Below are 18,124 nucleotides of genomic sequence, written 5' to 3'. Positions count from 1 at the left end.
ATCAATACAGGTTCGCTTCAACCCGGCCAGCCATGGCTTTCCTACCGCATGAACAGGGATTTTCAATGCATCGACCTCTTACACCTTCGGCCTCCTGTCGCACCCTGGCTGTTTCCCTGCTACTGACTGCCGTTACGGGAGTACTCAGCAGCGCTGCCCAGGCCCAGGAAAAAACCGTCGACGTCCAAAAAAGCGTTGATGACTCGGCCCAAGGCGAAACCCTCAGCCCGGACGCCAATCCGCCCAAAAAAGGTGCATACCTGTCGGATTGGTACAACCAGGACCTGACCCTGATCGGTAGCAAGGACATCAGTTTCGGCCCGCAGCCGGCCGACGATATCTACCTGGAGTACGAGTACTTCGGCCGCAAGGGGCCGTTCGAGCTGTACGGCTACATCGACATCCCGAAGATCTTCAACATCGGCAACAGCCATGACAAAGGCGTGTGGGACCACGGCTCGCCGGTGTTCATGGAGCACGAGCCGCGGATCTCCATCGACTACCTGGCCGGACGCAGCCTGGCCATCGGCCCGTTCAAGGAGTGGTACGTGGCCTTCGACTGGATCTACGACCACGGCAGCAACAGCGCCAACCGCGCCAATACCCTGTACAGCGGCCTGGGCACCGACATCGACACCCATTCGCGGGTCAACCTGTCGGCCAACTTCTACGGTCGCTACCAGTGGGAAAACTATGGCGCCAGCAATGAATACTCATGGGACGGCTACCGGGCCCAGCTCAAGTACATCGTGCCCATAGACAAATTCAGCAACGGTGCGTCGCTGACCTATATAGGCTTCACCAACTTCGATTTCGGCTCGGACCTGCACAAGGACAACCCGGCCCGCACGGCCAACGCCACGGTGTCCACCAACGTATTGCTGTATTCCTTCACCCACCTGCGGTTCACCCTGGTCGGCCGTTACTTCCACAACGGCGGCAACTGGCAGGACGGCAGCGAGCTGAATTTCGGCGATGGCGATTTCCGCGCCCGGTCCAATGGCTGGGGTTATTACGCCGGCATCGGTTACCAGTTCTGATCACTCAAGCAATGGAGGCTTTCATGCACGCGATGACCCGTCTTTCCCTTTCCGTGGGCCTGGCCTGTGGCACCCTGCTCGCTTCGACGGCCTGGGCCGCCGAGGCCCCGGCCACACCGATCAAACCCAAGGTGATGCTGATCACCATGTTCGCCCCCGAGGCCCAGCACTGGATCGAGCGCCTGGAACTGAAACAGGAAGTGCGCGTCCCGGGGCTGTCGGCGGAGTACCCGGCGATACGTTGCAATACCAAGGACGTCTGCCTGCTGGTCACCGGCATGGGCCAGACCAACGCCGCGGCCTCGACTCTGGCACTGGCGCTGTCGCCGAAGTTCGACCTGCGCAAAAGCTATTTCCTGGTCGCCGGGATCGCCGGCATCAGCCCCAAATACGGCACCCTCGGCACCACCGCCTGGGCCCATTACCTGGTGGAATTCGGCACCCAGTGGGAACTGGATTCACGGGACGCGCCCAAGGACTGGCCGACCGGCTACCTGGGCATCAACACCAAGGGCCCGAACGAGAAACCGCCGCTGGACTACAAGACCGAAGTCTTCGAACTCAACCCGAAACTGCAGGCCAAGGCCTTCGCCCTGTCGCGCCGGGTGAGCCTGAGCGAAAGCAAGGAATCGGCGGCCTGGCGCCTCAAGTACCCGGCGGCCCCGGCCAACCAGCCGCCGGTGGTGACCCGGTGCGATACCCTGGCGGGCAATACCTGGTTCTCCGGCACGCGCCTGAGCGAACGGGCCGAGGTCTGGACCCGCCTGCTGACCGACAACAAGGGCGAGTACTGCACCACCCAGCAGGAAGACAACTCGACCTACGAGGCCCTGCTGCGCGCCAGCCGTGAAGGCCGGGTGGACGTGCAGCGGCTGGCGGTGGTCCGCGCCGGCTCCGACTTCGACCGCCCCGAACCGGGCGGCAGCGAGGTCGACAACCTGCTCAAGTACGCCGACCAGGGCGGTTTTGTCCCGGCCCTGGAGAACCTCTATCGCACCGGAAACCCGCTGGTGCAGGACATCCTGAAGAACTGGTCGGTGTGGGAGAAAGGTGTGCCGGAGGCGTGATCGGAAAAGCTCTGCAACCTTTGTTGCCAGGTTGTTTGGGCTGACGTCATCGCGAGCAAGGCCCCAGGCACGACACAGCCCCCAACCTGTAGCCGCTGCCGCAGGCTGCGATAGGTCCGCAGGAGCTCAATATAAGCTCCGCAGGACCTCGGCGAACGCAAGATCGCCGCGCCCCTTCGGGGCGATCGCAGCCTTCGGCAGCGGCTACAACAAGCCACGCCAATCCTCTGACCCGCACAAGGCCCCACCCTTATGGCAGCAAAATCACCTTCTCGCCGCTGCCCCGATTGATCTCGTGGTAGCGCTCGACGCCCTGCTCCAGCGGCGATTCGAACAACCCCTGCGGCAACGGCAACAACCCCTCATCGAAGAACCGGCCGAACTGCTCGAGCATGGCCGCGCAGGCCTGCACGCCATACAGCAGCGAGTTGATCCCGACCACCGAGCCACCCTTGCGGTACAGGCCCAGGGCCGGCAACTGCACATGGCCGTCCACCGGCGCGGCGATGATGGCGATGCGGCCGAACGGCGCCAGGGCCGCGACCGAGGCCGGCAGCCAGAAGCCGGTGGTGTCGAAGATCACCTCGGCACCGCCGGCAAACACGGCATTGACCTGGGCTCCGAGGTCTTCCGGCTGGTCCAGCTGCACGGTCTGGAACCCTTGTGCCTGCAACGCCTTGACCTGCTCCGGGCGCCGCGCGGCGGCCAGCAGCCGGGCTCCACGAATCTTCGCCAGGGCCAGGGCGGCGCTGCCCACCGCCCCGCCGCCAATCACCAGCAAGGTGGTTCCGGCGCCCACCCCGCTGCGCTCCAGGGCATCCCAGGCAGTGGTGTAAGGCACGCCCAGGCTGGCGGCCTGGGCGAAGCTCAGGTGTGTCGGCTTGTGCGCCACGCCCTTGGCCGACAGCACCACGTACTGGGCATGGGAGCCGTCCGCGTAGAACCCCAGCTCCTTGCCGGTGCCCCAGACTTCCTGCCCCACCAACTCCCGGGGCCCGTCCGCCACTACCCCGGCAAAATCCCGCCCGGGAATGCGCGGAACGGTGGTGTAGGGAAAACGCCCGAGCACGTTCTTCACATCGCTGGGGTTGAGGCCGGCGGCCTTGATCTGCACCAGTACCTGATCGGCGGCCGGCACCGGGGTCGGCACCTCGACGTAGTGCAACGACGACAGATCGCCGGTCTTGGAAAATTGCAGGGCGTGCATAAGCGCCTCCATGAACAGGAATAAATAAAAGGATCGAAAGGCCTCAGGACAACCAGTTGCTCACCAGTTGCCGGCCCATGGGCCACAGCTGTTCGCCGGCAAGCATGCCGAGCAGCCCGACCAGGGCGATGGCCGGCGGCGCCGGCGAGCGAAAGTTCAGGGCGCCATAAAGCAGGCCGACGCCAAGGCCGATGGCGAGGGAGATGAGGTAATGCATAACGAACTCCGGGCAGTGCGCCGCGCCTGGGCGGCGGCGATTGGGCATACCGGGAGTGTAGGGAGCGAAAACCTGCGCAACCGGCCAAGCACTTCAGGATTTCGGCCAATCTGCTGGCGGACGCCGTGGCGGCCTGGTTTGTTCGCGATGCAGATACTGTGGCGGGCCAGATACGGCGCTATCGCGAGCAAGCTTCGCTCCTACGGGATTGCAGCGCCCACACAATGGATGCCGCAAAGCCCTGTAGCCGCTGCCGAGCTTTGCGAGGCTGCGACCGGAGCACCGCGTTTATCCAGACCGACTGCATTCTCAGGCTTTGCGCCTGCTACGCAGTCGATCGCAGCCTCGCGGGGCTTGGCAGCGGCTACACACTCAGGTGCGGGCTTCTCCGGCCGCGTATTGCGACGGGGCCAGCCCCAGCTCGCGGCGGAACATGTCGCTGAAGCTGCCGGGGGAATACCCCAGCTCGCGGGCGATGGTGCTCACCGGCACACCCTGGATCAGCTCGGCGGCGGCCGTGGCCAGTTGCACCTGGCGGCGCCACTCGGCGAAGCCCATGCCCAGGCCGTCCTTGAACAGCCGCGCCAGGGTGCGCACGCTGGCGCCCGCCGCCTCGGCATGGCGCTCGAAGGGAATATCCAGGGAAGGCGCGGCCATCACCGCCTGGCAAAGGTTGATCAGGCGCCGGTCGGAACTGTCCGGCAGCACGATCTTCAACCGCGAGCGCCGGGCGCGCTTGAACTCCAGCAGGGCCAGGCCCACCAGCGCGTCGTAGTACTCCGGTTGCGGCGCCCCGGCCTGCTCCACCAGGCGCACGATCAGCTCGCGCAACAGGTTGTCCACCTGCAACACCTGCACCTGGCTGTCGAGGGTCGCCGCCAGGCTCGGGCGCAGATAGATATTGCGCATCTGCAGGTCGGTCACCACGCGGATCCCGTGGGGCACGCCCGGCGGCAGCCACACCGCCCGTTGCGGCGGCACCACCAGCGCCTCGTTCGGCGTCTCGACCCACATCACCCCGCTCATGGCATACAGCAGCTGCCCCCAGGCATGTTCGTGGGGCTCGATGAACAGGCCGCGCGGATAGGTGCGCGCCAGGGGTTGCACCGGCATATCGGTGTCGCTGAGGTCGGGAGGTGCGGCAAGGGCCATGGCCGGGCATCGTCGTCAAGCAGGGGGCCCATGGTAACCCCGTCGATCCGCCTGGAAAACCGCGAAAAAACATCCGAACGGACGCCGCAGCGCCAGGCGATAACCCGTTCGGATGCTTGCCCGACCACTGCCCGACCGCTGATACCCTTGCTCGACAATCCGAGTGAATTTTTCCCTGCCCGCGCGGGTCACTAAACCATCACAGGGAGGATTGATAGCTTTATGAACAACGCAAAACTTTTCGTCATCGAATACACCCTGCACGGCACCCCCAAGTCCTTCATCATCCGCTCGGAGAAGATGGACAATGCCGAGGCGTGGCATTGGGCAAGCTGTGACGCCGGTGTCGGCCGCATCGGCCGCTTCGGCCTGGAACGGGTAAAAAAGACCAGCAAACCCCTGGCGGAAAAATTCGGTATCGAGAACGTCACCTGGCGACCGTCGACCTGACCTCGCCTCCCCTCGCGGCAGCTCCCGGGCACCTTGTCGGTCACCGCGCACCGGCAGGGTGCCCGGGCTAAAGCCATGGCCTGGCCGCGGGCCCGCCCCGAACATCTCCCTCTCAGCCGGGCCTCGATTACCGCGACCGTCCCTGGGCGCCCTACTTCATCCCCTCGATCATCGATCTGGCACCGCTCGTCGACGCCCTACCCGCCGAGCCTGCCCGACTCGCCGCCATGGCGCGTCATGACCCTGCGCCCAGACTGAATCGCCGCTGCACTATCGCCAGCCCCTGGAGGCGTGTTATTTCATCGCTGGCCGCCCCGCCGCCCACCGACAGGAGTCACCATGCGCAAGGATTACCTGGCTTTTTTCATCTCGCTGTTTCTGTCGCGGCTGGCGGATCAGATCCTGCTGTTCATCGTGCCGCTGGTGGTGTTCCAGACCACCCATAGCGCGTCCTGGGCCGGACTGGCGTTTTTCGTCGAATCGCTGCCGCGCTTTCTCGCGTTCCCGCTGTGCGGGGCGCTGTGCGACAAGTTCTCGCCGATCCTCATCCTGCACATCAGCCAGGTCTACCGGGCGCTGCTCTGCGTGCTGGCGGTGCTGCTCCACGGGCTCCTCGGCGGCATCGCCTGGGTGGTAGCGCTGTCGGCGCTGTGCGGGGTGCTGACCACCCAGGGCATCATGGCCCGCGAAGTGCTGATGCCACATGTCTTCCAGCACTACAGCTACACCAAGACCCTGTCCTATTCGCAGATCGCCGACCAGACCGGGCTGGTCCTCGGGCCGCTGCTGGCGGCGCTGCTGCTGGAGGTCTGGGCCTGGCACTGGGTGGTGCTGTGGATCGCCGGGCTGTTCCTGCTGGCCGACCTGAGCATGCGCCTGTGGCAACGCCTGAGCCACATCACCCTGGAGGTGTTCGAGCAGCATCATGACCTCTGGATCCAGCCCCTGCGCATCGCCTTCAAGCATATCCGCGAGCTGGCGGAACTGAAGAAGATCATCACCCTGGCCGTGGGGGTCAACCTGATCGTCGGGGTCACCCTGGCCACCTCGGCGGCCATGGTGATCGGCCAGTACAGCGCCGGCAAGGACGCCTACGCCTGGCTGCAGGCGGCCGGCGCGCTGACCACCATCCTGATCCTGTTCTTCCTCGCCCGGGTGGTACTGCCCCTGCGGGTACTGGGTAGCCTGGCCTATTCGATGATCGCCGCGGGCGCCTTCATCAGCGCCCTGAGCCCGAACCTGGCCGGCTATGTGCTGGGGTTCCTGCTGATCGTCGGCTTCGACAAGATGTTCAACATCTACATACGCAGCACCCGCCAGCGGGTGATTCCGCCCCGGGACTTCGGCAAGACCGTGGGCGTGATCACCCTGCTCAACAACCTCTCGCAACCCCTGGCCGGCTTGCTGGTGGCGCTGCTGGCCGCGCCCTTGGGCACGCAACGGGTGATCCTGATCCTGGCGGTGCTGACCACGCTGCTGGGCGCGGCGGCCCTGTGGTGGTTCGCCAAGGTACGCAGCCCCCTCGCCGCCTCGATCCTCGAGGCCGACCAGGAGGCTGGCAGTTGAACGTGGAGCCGCCTCGGCTCTGCGTTCGCGCCCCCCTACCGCGGGCGCTCAGTGATGCGCGCCCTTGGCGCAATCGCAGCCTTTGGTAGAGGCGCAGGGTTCGCCGTTGGCGTGGTGGCTGGCGCAGGCCTGGCAACAGTAGTGCTTGCCGTGACGGACAATGGCATGGGCGCCGACCTTGCAGGTGCAGCCCGGGCAGGCACAAGTCTCGTTGGACATGGGGTGACTCCTTTGTGGTGGTCGTCGACGACGCGAATATTGCCGCGTCTCTAGCAGTGTAGTGGCTGCCTGTGGCCGTCATTGACCCCTGGTCGCGGCGGATTCAGTTCCAGCCTTCCAGGCGCAAGGTCGCCCGCACCAGGCGCTGCTCTTCGTTTTCGATCTCCCGCAGGTTGTCGCAGAGGCCCTGGATATGCGCGATGGCGGCCTTGCGCGCCTGCTCCGGCAGGCGTCCGGTGACGGCGTTGTAGAGCCGCGCGTGCTGGCGGTCGATCTGCCGTTTCTGCGCCTGGCGGTGATAGAGGTTGTTGACCGAGGCGAACACCGAGTTGAGCAGCAGGTCGGTCAGCGAGCGCAGGGTCTGCACCAGCACCGGGTTGTGCGAGGCCTCGCAGATCGCCAGGTGGAACGCGTGGTCCAGCCGCGCGTGGGCCGAGGCCTCCAGCTCCTGGCCATGGGCGTCCAGCAGCGCCTGATAGGCGCGGCCGATCAGCACGAAATCGGCATCGGTGCCACGCAACGCCGCCAGCCGCGCCGACTCGCCTTCCAGCAGGCTGCGCACTTCGAACAGGTCGTAGAGGGTGCGCGGCTGGGAGCTGAACAGATGCATCAGCGCCGAGGTCGCGCCCTGCCCCGACAACTGGGCGACAAACGAGCCCTTGCCCTGCTCGGTTTCGATGATGCCCCGCGCCCGCAGCAGTTTCAGGCCCTCGCGCAAGGCCGTGCGCGAGACCCCGAGTTTTTCCGTGAGGCGCCGCTCCGAGGGCAGCAACTGGCCGGTCTTCAGTACGCCGTCGACGATCAGGCGCTCGATGCGCTCACAGACCACGTCCGCCACCTGGTGCCGCCCCGAATCGCTTCTGTGCATGCGCCCTCCACTGGTAGGACCAGCCGCGAAGAAAAAACCCGATCAACCGGATCGCCAAGCCATCCCGCTGAAATGCTTCAGTTTTTATAAGAATCCCGGCATCGCTGGCGAAACAAACTGGTTCGACCAGCGCCCGGCCCCGTGGACAGTAAGGCCAGCCGGGCCAATGATGCAACTGAGCGGCCTGTCACCCAACGGGAACAGATCCTAGCCAGCCGAGCGCCCATAAAAACAACTCAGGGTCGTTAGCCACCCATGAATATCCTCTACGACGAACGCGTCGACGGCGCGCTGCCCCCAGTCGATAAAACGGCACTGCTCCAGGTGCTGCGCCAGCGCCTGCCCGACCTGGACCTCCTGCACCAGAGCGAAGACCTCAAACCCTACGAATGCGACGGCCTTTCGGCCTACCGCACCACGCCTATGCTGGTGGCCCTGCCGCGGCATATCGAGCAGGTGCAGGAACTGCTGCGAATCTGTCATGAACGCCGCGTGCCGGTGGTCGCCCGGGGGGCCGGCACCGGCCTGTCCGGCGGCGCCCTGCCCCTGGAACAGGGCGTGCTGCTGGTGATGGCGCGCTTCAACCAGATCCTGCATATCGACCCCGCCGCCCGCACCGCGCGGGTCCAGCCCGGGGTGCGCAACCTGGCGATCTCCCAGGCCGCCGCGCCGTTCGGCCTGTATTACGCCCCCGACCCGTCTTCGCAGATCGCCTGTTCCATCGGCGGCAACGTCGCGGAAAACGCCGGCGGCGTGCACTGCCTGAAATACGGCCTGACCGTGCACAACCTGCTCAAGGTGGAAATCCTCAGCGTCGAAGGCGAACGCCTGACCCTCGGTAGCGACGCCCTGGACGCACCGGGCTTCGACCTGCTGGCGCTGTTCACCGGCTCCGAAGGCCTGCTCGGGATCATCACCGAGGTCACGGTCAAGCTGCTGCCCAAGCCGCAGTTGGCCAAGGTGCTGCTGGCGGCCTTCGACTCGGAGGAAAAAGCCGGCCACGCGGTGGCCGATATCATCGCCGCCGGCATCATCCCCGGCGGCCTGGAGATGATGGACAACCTGGCGATCCGCGCCGCCGAAGACTTCATTCACGCCGGCTACCCGGTGGACGCCGAGGCCATCCTGCTGTGCGAGCTGGACGGCGTCGAAGCCGATGTCCACGACGACTGCGACCGGGTCCGCGCGGTGCTCGAACGGGCCGGGGCCACCGAGGTCCGCCAGGCCCGCGACGAAGCCGAGCGGGTGCGTTTCTGGGCCGGGCGCAAGAACGCCTTCCCGGCGGTGGGCCGGCTGTCGCCGGACTACTACTGCATGGACGGCACCATCCCGCGCCGCGCACTGCCGGGGGTGCTCAAGGCCATCGCCGCGCTGGCCGCCGAGTACCAGCTGCGGGTGGCCAACGTGTTCCATGCCGGCGACGGCAACATGCACCCGCTGATCCTGTTCGACGCCAACCAGCCCGGCGAACTGGACCGCGCCGAAGCCCTGGGCGGCAAGATCCTCGAACTGTGCGTCGCGGTCGGCGGCAGCATCACCGGCGAACACGGGGTCGGCCGGGAGAAAATCAACCAGATGTGCGCGCAGTTCAACAGCGACGAGCTGACCCTGTTCCACGCGGTCAAGTCGGCCTTCGACCCCGGCGGCCTGCTCAACCCCGGCAAAAACATCCCGACCCTGCACCGCTGCGCCGAATTCGGCGCCATGCACGTGCACGCCGGGCAACTGCCCTTCCCCGAGCTGGAGCGTTTCTGATGACGGCACACGCGGATAACGACGCCAGCGGCGAACTGCTGGAACAGGTCGGGCAGGCGCTGGCCGACGGCACGCCGCTGCTGATCCAGGGTGGCAACAGCAAGGCCTTTCTCGGCCGCCTGAGCGCCGGCGAGGTGCTCGACACCCGCGGCCATCGCGGCATCGTCAGCTACGACCCGACCGAGCTGGTGGTGACGGTCCGCGCCGGCACGCCGCTTTCGGAACTGCTGACAACGCTGGACGCCGCCGGGCAGATGCTGGCCTGCGAGCCGCCGACCTTCGGCGACGGCGCCACCGTTGGCGGTATGGTCGCCACCGGCTTGTCCGGGCCACGGCGGCCCTGGGCCGGTTCGGTGCGCGACTTCGTGCTTGGCAGCCGGGTGATCACCGACACCGGCAAGCTCCTGCGCTTTGGTGGCGAGGTGATGAAAAACGTCGCCGGCTACGACCTCTCGCGTTTGCTGGTGGGCAGCTACGGTTGCCTCGGAGTGCTCACCGAAGTGTCGCTCAAGGTCCTGCCGAAACCCCGCCAGTGCCTCAGCCTGAGCCTGGAAATGGACAGCGCCAAGGCCCTGGCCCGGCTCGCCGACTGGGGCCAGCAGCCGCTGCCCATCAGCGCCGCCAGCCATGACGGCCAGCGCCTTCACCTGCGCCTGGAGGGCGGCGAAGGTTCGGTGGCCGCGGCCCGCGATCGCCTCGGTGGCGAGCCCTTGGCCGCCGATTACTGGGCCGACCTCAACGAGCAACGCCTGGCGTTCTTCGACGAAGGCCTGCCGCTGTGGCGCCTGTCGCTGCCCAATAACACCAGCGTCCTGGAGCTGCCCGGCCAGCAGCTGATCGACTGGGCCGGCGCCCAGCGCTGGCTGAAATCCGCGGCGCCTGCGGAGCGCATCCGCAGCCTGGTCGAGCGCGTCGGTGGCCACGCCACCTGCTACAGCCACGGCCTGGTGGACAGCCCGTTCCAGCCATTGCCGGCGGTGCTGCTGCGCTACCACCGCCAGCTCAAGGCGCAACTGGACCCGCAAGGGATCTTCAACCCCGGCCGGCTCTACGCCGAGCTCTGAACGGAGACCCGAAGCATGCAAACCACCTTGAGCGAACAGGCGCGCCAGCTGCCCCGCGCGGCGGAAGCCGAGAGCATCCTGCGCACCTGTGTGCATTGCGGTTTCTGCAACGCCACCTGCCCCACCTATCAGTTGCTGGGGGACGAACTGGACGGACCGCGGGGGCGCATCTACCTGATCAAGCAGGTGCTGGAAGGCCACGAGGCCACGGCCAAGACCCAGCTGCACCTGGACCGCTGCCTGTCGTGCCGCAACTGCGAAACCACCTGCCCGTCCGGGGTGGATTACCACAACCTGCTGGACATCGGCCGCGCCGTGGTCGATGCCGCCGTCCCCCGGCCCCTCGGCCAGCGCCTGTTGCGCCAGGGCCTGCGCGCCCTGGCACCGAACCCGGCGCTGTTCAAGGCACTGATCGGCACCGGCACCACCTTGCGCCCGTGGCTGCCCGAGGCCGTGCAGGGCAAGCTGCCGCGTCAGGTACAGCCGGCCAAGGCGCGTCCGACCACGGCTCACGCGCGGCGTGTCTTGCTGCTGGAAGGCTGCGTGCAAGCGAGCCTGTCGCCCAACACCAACGCAGCGACGGCGCGGGTCCTCGACCGCCTGGGCATTGCCGTGCAAGCCGTGAGCGAGGCTGGCTGCTGTGGCGCCGTGGATTACCACCTGGACGCCCAGGACGCCGGCCTGGAACGGGCCCGGCGCAATATCGACGCCTGGTGGCCGCACCTGGAAAACGGCGCCGAAGCCCTGGTGCAGACCGCCAGCGGCTGCGGTGCCTTTATCAAGGATTACGGCCACCTGCTGGCCCACGACCCGCGTTATGCCGCCCGCGCCGAGCGGGTCAGCGCCCTGGCCCGGGACCTGGTGGAGGTGCTGCGCGACGAACCGCTGGAACAGTTGCACGCCCACAGCGACCAGCGCCTGGCCTTCCACTGCCCGTGCAGCCTGCAGCACGCGCAGAAACTCGGCGGCGCGGTGGAGGCAGTGCTCAAGCGCCTGGGCTTCGAACTCACCGAAGTGCCCGACAGCCACCTGTGCTGCGGCTCGGCGGGCACCTACTCGCTGACCCAGCCCGAACTGGCGCGGCAACTGCGCGACAACAAGCTCAATGCCCTGGAAAGCGGCCGGCCCGAGGTCATAGTCACCGCCAATATCGGCTGCCAGACTCACCTCGACGGCGCCGGGCGCACCCCGGTGCGACACTGGATCGAACGGGTCGAGGCCGCCCTGCCGCCCCTGAACGCTTCCCCTCAACCAGCTACCCCCTGAAAGGAGCACGCCATGCACAGCAAAGCCATCCTGGGTCATCGCGAAATCCAGCGCATCCTGCTCGCCGCGCGGGACGAGGCCGAACGCAACCAGTGGCCGGTGAGCATCGCCATCGTCGACGACGGCGGCCACCCGCTGGCCCTCGAACGCCTGGACGGCGCCTCGCCGATCAGCGCCTATATCGCCGTGGAAAAGGCCCGCACCGCGGCCCTCGGCCGGCGCGAGTCCAAGGGCTATGAAGAAATGGTCAACGGCGGACGCACGGCGTTTCTCTCGGCGCCGCTGCTGACTTCGCTGGAAGGTGGCGTGCCCGTGGTGTTCGACGGCCAGGTGATCGGCGCCGTCGGTGTGTCCGGGGTCAAGTCCGGGGAGGATGCCCAGGTCGCGCTGTTCGCTGCCCAGGCGTTGGATTGAAGATCGGGACCGCTGCGCGGTCCATCGCGAGCAAGCTTCGCTCCTACAGAAGCGGGCTTACACTACCAGCTGCGCGATCAGCCAGGCGTTGGCGCCGCTGATGATCGCGAACAGGCTCCAGGCGAGGATGCGGGTCGGCCAGCGGTTGACGAACACGCCCATCAACTGCGGGTCGCAGGTCATGCGGATCAACGGGTAGAGGGCGAATGGCAGTTGCAGGCTGAGCACCACCTGGCTCAGCACCAGCAGCTGGCCGACCGCGCCGTCACCCATCAGCCACACGCCGACGAAGGCCGGCACCAGCGCCAGGCCGCGGGTGATCAGGCGCCGCTGCCAGCACGGCAGGCGCAGGTTGAGATAGCCCTCCATGATCACCTGGCCGGCGATGGTGCCGGTGAAGGTCGAGCTCTGCCCCGACGCCAGCAAGGCCACGCCAAACAGCACGCTGGCCAGCGCCCCGCCCACCAGCGGATCGAGCAGGTGATAGGCGTCCTGCAACTCCACCACCTCGGTGTGCCCGGTGCCGTGGAAAGCCGCGGCGGCGAGGATCAGGATCGCCGCGTTGACCAGCAGCGCCAAGGCCAGGGAGCCAATGGTGTCGATGCGCGCCAGCTTGATCGCATCCCGCCGGCTGGCCTCGTCCTTGCCTACCAGGCGGGTCTGCACGATAGAGGTGTGCAGGTACAGGTTATGCGGCATCACGGTGGCGCCGAGGATGCCGATCGCCAGGTACAGCGGCGCTGCCTCGCCGATCGCCGCCAGCGATGGCGTGAAACCCCGCGCCACGTCCGGCCAGTAGGGTTTGATCAGCAGCAGCTCGACGAAAAAGCACAGGCCGATGGTGCCCACCAGCACCAGCATGATCGCCTCCAGGCGGCGAAAGCCACGGTTCTGCAAGGCGAGAATCAACAGGGTGTCGAAGGCGGTGATGACTATCCCGGTGGTCAGCGAGACCCCGAGCAACAGGTGGAACGCCAGGGCGCAACCCAGGACCTCGGCAAGGTCGGTGGCGATGATCGACACCTCCGCCAGCAGCCACTGGGTACGCGCCGTGCGGGTGCTGTAGCGCTGCCGGCAAAGCTGCGCCAGGTCGCGCCCGGTGGCGATGCCCAGGCGCGAACACAGGCACTGCACCGCCATGCCCGCAAGGCTCGCCAGCAGCACCACGAACAGCAGGTTGTAGCCATAGCGCGAACCGGCCTCGATGGCGGTGGCCCAGTTGCCCGGGTCCATGTAGCCGATGGAAATCAGCAGGCCGGGACCGGCGAAGCGCAGGATGCGCTTGAACAGTGGCGCGGAGGGATCGACCACAATGGTGCCGGCGACTTCCGGCGGGCAGAACGGGGCGGTACCGACTTTGGGGAGAGTGAATTTCACGCGGGCATCCGGAAGGCTGGAACGGTGGCCCAGCTTAGACGTTTCAGCGAACCGGCCCAAGCCTTGATAGCGCCCTGTTCGGGCCTTTTGCGCCGGGCATGGAATGCTGGATCGGCTGTGTACTCGCCTCGGTGTCTTTGCCGACGGCCAGGCGCAAAGCCTGATGTTCCTGCCCGTCAGCAGACCGACACTGGCAGCGTTGGCCGGAAATTTTCCCTACGAAAAAACACGACGACCGTTGAATGGGTGTTAGCGTTGCGGCTCGCTGACAAAGGAGTGATCGCGTGCTGCTGCTGAAAATAATAATGGTCCCCGGCTTTCTGTTGCTCATATCCCTGGCCAGTCGGCGCTGGGGGCCAAGTATCGCGGGTTGGCTGGCGGGCTTCCCGGTGGTGGTCGGGCCGATCCTGTTCTTTCTCGCCGTCGAGCAGGGCCATGCCTTTGCCGCCCAGGCATCGGTCGCGGCGCTGTCGGCGCTGCTGGCCATGATTGCATTCGGCATCGCCTACGCCCAGGCCGCGCAAAAACTGGCATGGCCCTGGGCGCTGACGATCGCGGTGCTGGTCTGGGCCATCCTGGCGACCTTGATCTCCTGGGCTCCTGGCTCTTTGGCGTTCTCCATCCTCTGTGCCACCATCGGGCTGCTGGCAGCGCCTTATCTGTTTCCCCGGGTACAACCGCTGGTGCCGACATCGGCGCCGAGGTCCGACAAGCTGATCCAGCGCATGCTTGCCGGTGCCCTGCTGACCCTGGCCGTCACCTGGCTGGCCAGCACCGTCGGCTATCGCTGGAGCGGCCTGCTCGCAGTGTTCCCCGTACTCACCAGCGTGCTCGCGGTGTTCTCGCATCGGAGCCAGGGGCCGGCCTTTACTGCCGTGCTGTTGCGGGCAACGGCTACCGGCCTGTATTCCTTCGCGGCGTTTTGCCTGGTCCTGGCGCTGGCGTTGCCGAGCCTGGGGCTCACGGCGTTTGCCCTGGGGGTGGCGGTGTCGCTGGCCGTGCTGGGCATTAGCAAGCGGTTGTTGGCGCGCTCGTCGACACCGGCCCGCCTATCGTCTGCGGATGCCTGAGAGCACCGCTCAGCCCGACACCCATCGCAAGCCATCAAGCTCCGCCCGGCGACTCCTGCCGGGCGGGGATTTTCAGGCATGATGCAGGGCAGCCATCCGCGGAGCAGCGCCATGAACACTCCAGCCCAACCCACTGTCGCCCTGGCGACGCGTTCGTATTCCGGGCAGGTCGAGCTGCACGATCACGATTTTCCGCAGATCGTGCTGCCGCAGTCGGGGGCGATGGAGATCGAGGTGGAGGGCCGCGGCGGCAAGGTCGACGCCAGCCAGGGCGTGGTGATTGCCCCGGGCGCCCGGCATGCGTTCCTGGCCGAGCGCCGCAATACCTTTCTGGTGCTCGACCTGGATGGCCCCGGCAACGAGGCACCTCTGGCCGATACCCGCTTCTTCGCCATCGACCCGCAGATCCGCCATCTGCTCGGCTATGCCAGCCACAGCGGCGCCTTGCTCAGCTCTTGCAGCCAGGTCGCCAGCGCCTGGAGCGCCCTGCTGCTGGCCTGCCTGGCCCGCCCGACACCAAGCGCGCCGCAGCGCCAGGCGCTGGCGCGGGCCCTGGCCTATATCGAGCAGCACCTGGGCAGCCCGCTGAGCGCCCACGCCATCGCCCAGGCCGCGGGGGTCAGCGAGCGCAGCCTGTACCTGCTGTTCGAGCGGGACATGCACAGCACGCCTTTCGCCTACATTTCGACCCTGCGCCTGGACCGTGCCATCGACCTGCTCGGCCGTACCCTGCTGCCCATCAGCGAGATCGCCCAGCGGGTCGGCTACGCCGATCAGAGTGCCCTGACCCACGCCTTGAAGAAGGCGCGCAACCAGACCCCGGCGGCCCTGCGCAAGGCCGCTCGCGACACCCAGGCGCAGGCTGCGACAAGAGTTCGGCAGGCCTGATCAATACCGCCGTCGCGGCGGCTTCTATGCTGGCCACACCGCCCTTGCCTCGGTGTGCCTATGACTGTAATCCACTCAACCCGCCTCGCCCCCTCCCGCAGCGGCGCCGCCACCGCCATCGGCGTGATCGCGGTGTTCCTCTGGTCATGCCTGGCGCTGCTGACCACCCTCACCGCCGGCATTCCCCCCTTCCAGTTGCTGGCCTTGAGCTTCGCCGTGGCCTGCGGCGCCAGCCTGGTATTGCTCGGCCTGCGGGGGCGCGCCGGTTTTCGTGGCTGGCGCCAGCCCTGGCCGGTCTGGGCCCTGGGGTTCGGCGGGATCTTTGCCTACCACGCGCTGTATTTCTTCGCCCTGAAAGCCGCGCCGGCCGCCGAGGCCAGCCTGATCGCCTACCTCTGGCCGTTGCTGATCGTGTTACTGGCGGCCCGGGCCGGCGGCGAACCGCTGCGCGGCCGGCAACTGAGCGGCGCCTTGCTGGGGCTGGCCGGCACCGCGTTCATCATGCAGCAGCGCGCTTCCAGCCAGGTCGGCGCGATGCCGGTGGCGGGTTACCTGGCGGCGTTCGGCTGCGCCCTGGTGTGGTCCGGCTACTCGGTGCTCAACCGCCGTTTCAGCAGCGTGCCCAGCAGCCTGATCGGCGGCATCTGCGGGCTGGTGGCGCTGGCCGGGCTGCTTTGCCACCTGATGTTCGAAACCCCGGCGCAACCAGACCTCAAGCAATGGCTGGCGATCATCGGCCTGGGGCTGGGCCCGGTCGGCCTGGCCTTTTTCGCCTGGGACCACGCCACCAAACACGGCAACCTGGCCACGCTCGGCGCGCTGTCGTACCTGGCGCCGCTGATCTCCACCCTGCTGCTGATCGTCATCGGGCAAAGCCCGGCCAGTGCGTGGCTGCTGGTGCCGGCGCTGTTGATCATCGCCGGGGCGGTGCTGGCGACTTCGGGGGGGCGTTCCCTCCAGGGTTGAGGAGCGTCCGATAAGCGCCACAAAGGCCGCTCCCGCGCCCTTTTATCCGAAATTTCGTGCCACCGCATATCCCGCTGGAGTGCCCCGCGACAGCCGTGGGAAGATGCGCGCCCCCAACGCGTTCACTCTGGAGAATCTGCATGTCCCTGTTCGGTAAACACGCCGCGGTCCTGGTCCTGGCGGCGCTGGCCGGTTTCAGCGCCCTGGACGTGTCCGCGGCCCAGCCGACGAACAAGAAGGCCAAGGTCGAGACCGTCTCGATGCTCGGCGGCAAGTTCAAGTTCAGCCTGCCCAAGGGCTTCATCGCCAACCCGCTGCCGGCCGGCGACGAAGCCAGCGGCACCGCCGGTGCCACCGGCACCCTGTACACCAACGCCAGCACCAAGACCGTGGTCATCGCCGCGGAGAATCTGATCCCCGATGCGGCGCAGGCCAAGGACAACGACGCGCAGTTCCTCGACAGCGCGGTCTCGGGTTTCCTCTCGCAACAGGCGGCGGCCCTGCCGGATTTCAGCAAGCAGAGCGAAAAAAGCATGACCCGCGGCGGCCTCGGCCTGCGCCAGATCGACAGCACCGCGACCCAGGGCGGCGGCATGACCCAAAGCTCCACCCTGCTCGCCGGCTCCGGCAACCGCATGGCGGTGGTGCAGGTGATTTCGCGGATCAACGACAAGGCCAATCACGACAAGCTGGTCAGCCAGATCGTCGGCAAGTAACCCCTTAGGAACCCGCAGCGACAGCGGCCGCTACGGGTTCATCCGTTTCAAGGGTTGAGGCTGAGCAACCAGCGGTTCAGGTCCTGGAGCTCGGTGTCGCTGATGGTATGGCCGATGCCCGGGTAGGCATGGAATTGCGGAGCCAGGCCCAGCCCGCGCAACAGGCTGTCGGCCTCGGAGCCGTCGCTGTAAGGTAGGCGCATATCCGCGGTGCCATGGGCGATGAAGATCGCCAGCCGCTCCAGGCCCGCGCCGCTCTTGAGCTGCGAGCGCAGCACCGGCAGGATCTTCCCGCTCAGGGCGGCAATCCCGCGGACCGCCTGGGGATGGCGCAGGCCCAGCTCGTAGGACATGATCGCGCCCTGGCTGAAGCCCACCAGGAACACCCGGTCGGCGCGGGTGTGGTACTTGGCGACCGCCTGCCGGACGAACGCGTCGATCAGCTTCGCACCGTCGGCCAGCTCGGCGGTCACCCCGTCATAAGCCCCTTCACCCTGCTTGTGAAACCACTGGTAACTGCCCTCTTCCAGGGTTTGCGGTGCCCGTACCGAAAGGTAGGTGTAATCCGCCGGCAACCCGTCCTTGAGGCCGAACAGATCCTCTTCGTTGCTGCCGTAGCCGTGGAGAAAAATCACCAGGGGTCGATCGCGGGAGTCGGCCGGGGCCTGTTCCAGATAGAGCAGCGGCAGGTCGTCGTGCAGCGCCGTCTGCGCCTGGACGGTGGCGCAAACACTTAGCAGCAACAGGGCCAGGAACTTGAACATAGGACGTCCTTACGGGTGGGCAGGCCTGGCGGTGTGGCCTGGCCTGCAATCAGGGAAA

19 protein-coding genes are annotated in these 18,124 nt (G+C 66.8%); 12 read left to right on the top strand and 7 right to left on the bottom strand.

Going from position 1 to position 18,124, the window contains the following annotated elements; all coding sequences use genetic code 11:
- Positions 1-65 precede the first annotated feature (65 nt).
- Together H0I86_RS11295 and H0I86_RS11290 are read left to right on the top strand one after the other, a co-directional pair.
- The gene (locus tag H0I86_RS11295) at positions 66-1,040 is read left to right on the top strand and encodes a nucleoside-specific channel-forming protein Tsx (RefSeq protein ID WP_038580286.1); all 975 of its coding nucleotides are present in this window, start codon (positions 66-68) and stop codon (positions 1,038-1,040) included.
- A gap of 23 nt (positions 1,041-1,063) precedes the next feature.
- Entirely contained in the window at positions 1,064-2,107 is a 1,044-nt protein-coding gene (locus H0I86_RS11290; RefSeq protein WP_180925058.1) for a purine-nucleoside phosphorylase, read from the top strand.
- A 250-nt stretch (positions 2,108-2,357) separates the two neighbouring features.
- Here the strand turns inward: H0I86_RS11290 and H0I86_RS11285 are convergent, their stop codons facing one another.
- The 3 genes from H0I86_RS11285 to H0I86_RS11275 form a co-directional block, all read right to left on the bottom strand.
- The gene (locus tag H0I86_RS11285) at positions 2,358-3,314 is read right to left on the bottom strand and encodes a quinone oxidoreductase family protein (RefSeq protein ID WP_180925057.1); all 957 of its coding nucleotides are present in this window, start codon (positions 3,312-3,314) and stop codon (positions 2,358-2,360) included.
- Between the two features lie 43 nt (positions 3,315-3,357).
- Positions 3,358-3,531 (bottom strand): DUF1427 family protein, encoded by a 174-nt coding sequence (locus H0I86_RS11280; protein ID WP_007930748.1) that lies wholly within the window; start codon positions 3,529-3,531, stop codon positions 3,358-3,360.
- 372 nt (positions 3,532-3,903) lie between these two features.
- A complete protein-coding gene (locus tag H0I86_RS11275) occupies positions 3,904-4,683 on the bottom strand; it encodes an AraC family transcriptional regulator (RefSeq protein ID WP_180925056.1) in 780 nt (259 codons plus the stop codon).
- A 222-nt stretch (positions 4,684-4,905) separates the two neighbouring features.
- On the opposite strand from H0I86_RS11275, the gene H0I86_RS11270 reads away from it, so the two are divergent.
- Together H0I86_RS11270 and H0I86_RS11265 are read left to right on the top strand one after the other, a co-directional pair.
- Positions 4,906-5,133, top strand: a complete 228-nt coding sequence (locus tag H0I86_RS11270; RefSeq protein ID WP_007930743.1) for a DUF6555 family protein — start codon at positions 4,906-4,908, stop codon at positions 5,131-5,133.
- Positions 5,134-5,472: 339 nt separating this feature from the next.
- The gene (locus tag H0I86_RS11265) at positions 5,473-6,699 is read left to right on the top strand and encodes an MFS transporter (protein ID WP_180925055.1); all 1,227 of its coding nucleotides are present in this window, start codon (positions 5,473-5,475) and stop codon (positions 6,697-6,699) included.
- A 48-nt stretch (positions 6,700-6,747) separates the two neighbouring features.
- Here H0I86_RS11265 and H0I86_RS11260 read toward each other — a convergent pair whose 3' ends face one another.
- Together H0I86_RS11260 and glcC are read right to left on the bottom strand one after the other, a co-directional pair.
- Positions 6,748-6,918 (bottom strand): metallothionein, encoded by a 171-nt coding sequence (locus tag H0I86_RS11260; protein ID WP_062822890.1) that lies wholly within the window; start codon positions 6,916-6,918, stop codon positions 6,748-6,750.
- A 103-nt stretch (positions 6,919-7,021) separates the two neighbouring features.
- Entirely contained in the window at positions 7,022-7,786 is a 765-nt protein-coding gene (gene glcC / locus H0I86_RS11255) for a transcriptional regulator GlcC (protein WP_180925054.1), read from the bottom strand.
- A 255-nt stretch (positions 7,787-8,041) separates the two neighbouring features.
- On the opposite strand from glcC, the gene glcD reads away from it, so the two are divergent.
- The 4 genes from glcD to H0I86_RS11235 are packed head-to-tail and all read left to right on the top strand — an operon-like array spanning position 8,042 to position 12,285.
- Entirely contained in the window at positions 8,042-9,541 is a 1,500-nt protein-coding gene (gene glcD, locus H0I86_RS11250) for a glycolate oxidase subunit GlcD (protein ID WP_180925053.1), read from the top strand.
- Positions 9,541-10,605, top strand: a complete 1,065-nt coding sequence (gene glcE, locus H0I86_RS11245) for a glycolate oxidase subunit GlcE (RefSeq protein WP_180925052.1) — start codon at positions 9,541-9,543, stop codon at positions 10,603-10,605. The genes glcD and glcE overlap by 1 nt, the downstream gene beginning before the upstream one ends.
- Before the next feature lie 15 nt (positions 10,606-10,620).
- On the top strand, positions 10,621-11,871 hold the full coding sequence (gene glcF / locus H0I86_RS11240) for a glycolate oxidase subunit GlcF (protein ID WP_180925051.1): 1,251 nt from the start codon (positions 10,621-10,623) through the stop codon (positions 11,869-11,871).
- Positions 11,872-11,883: 12 nt separating this feature from the next.
- Positions 11,884-12,285, top strand: a complete 402-nt coding sequence (locus tag H0I86_RS11235) for a heme-binding protein (protein WP_180925050.1) — start codon at positions 11,884-11,886, stop codon at positions 12,283-12,285.
- Positions 12,286-12,342: 57 nt separating this feature from the next.
- On the opposite strand, the gene H0I86_RS11230 is transcribed toward H0I86_RS11235, so the two are convergent.
- Complete coding sequence (locus H0I86_RS11230; protein ID WP_373369425.1) at positions 12,343-13,599, bottom strand: Nramp family divalent metal transporter; 1,257 nt, start codon at positions 13,597-13,599, stop codon at positions 12,343-12,345.
- A gap of 347 nt (positions 13,600-13,946) precedes the next feature.
- On the opposite strand from H0I86_RS11230, the gene H0I86_RS11225 reads away from it, so the two are divergent.
- From H0I86_RS11225 to H0I86_RS11210, 4 genes are all read left to right on the top strand, one after another.
- A complete protein-coding gene (locus H0I86_RS11225; protein WP_180925048.1) occupies positions 13,947-14,732 on the top strand; it encodes a hypothetical protein in 786 nt (261 codons plus the stop codon).
- Between the two features lie 111 nt (positions 14,733-14,843).
- Positions 14,844-15,620: an AraC family transcriptional regulator gene (locus H0I86_RS11220; RefSeq protein ID WP_180925047.1), complete on the top strand. Its 777-nt coding sequence runs from the start codon at positions 14,844-14,846 to the stop codon at positions 15,618-15,620.
- A gap of 60 nt (positions 15,621-15,680) precedes the next feature.
- A complete protein-coding gene (yddG, locus tag H0I86_RS11215; protein ID WP_180925046.1) occupies positions 15,681-16,586 on the top strand; it encodes an aromatic amino acid exporter YddG in 906 nt (301 codons plus the stop codon).
- A 140-nt stretch (positions 16,587-16,726) separates the two neighbouring features.
- A complete protein-coding gene (locus H0I86_RS11210; RefSeq protein ID WP_180925045.1) occupies positions 16,727-17,302 on the top strand; it encodes a DcrB/PsbP domain-containing protein in 576 nt (191 codons plus the stop codon).
- Positions 17,303-17,349: 47 nt separating this feature from the next.
- Here the strand turns inward: H0I86_RS11210 and H0I86_RS11205 are convergent, their stop codons facing one another.
- The gene (locus H0I86_RS11205) at positions 17,350-18,066 is read right to left on the bottom strand and encodes an alpha/beta hydrolase (RefSeq protein ID WP_180925044.1); all 717 of its coding nucleotides are present in this window, start codon (positions 18,064-18,066) and stop codon (positions 17,350-17,352) included.
- Between the last annotated feature and the right edge of the window lie 58 nt (positions 18,067-18,124).

Source organism: Pseudomonas chlororaphis subsp. aurantiaca (assembly GCF_013466605.1).
Lineage (GTDB): Bacteria > Pseudomonadota > Gammaproteobacteria > Pseudomonadales > Pseudomonadaceae > Aquipseudomonas > Aquipseudomonas chlororaphis_I.
Note: the sequence above shows the minus strand (reverse complement) of the source record. Positions and strands in the feature narration are given on the sequence as shown.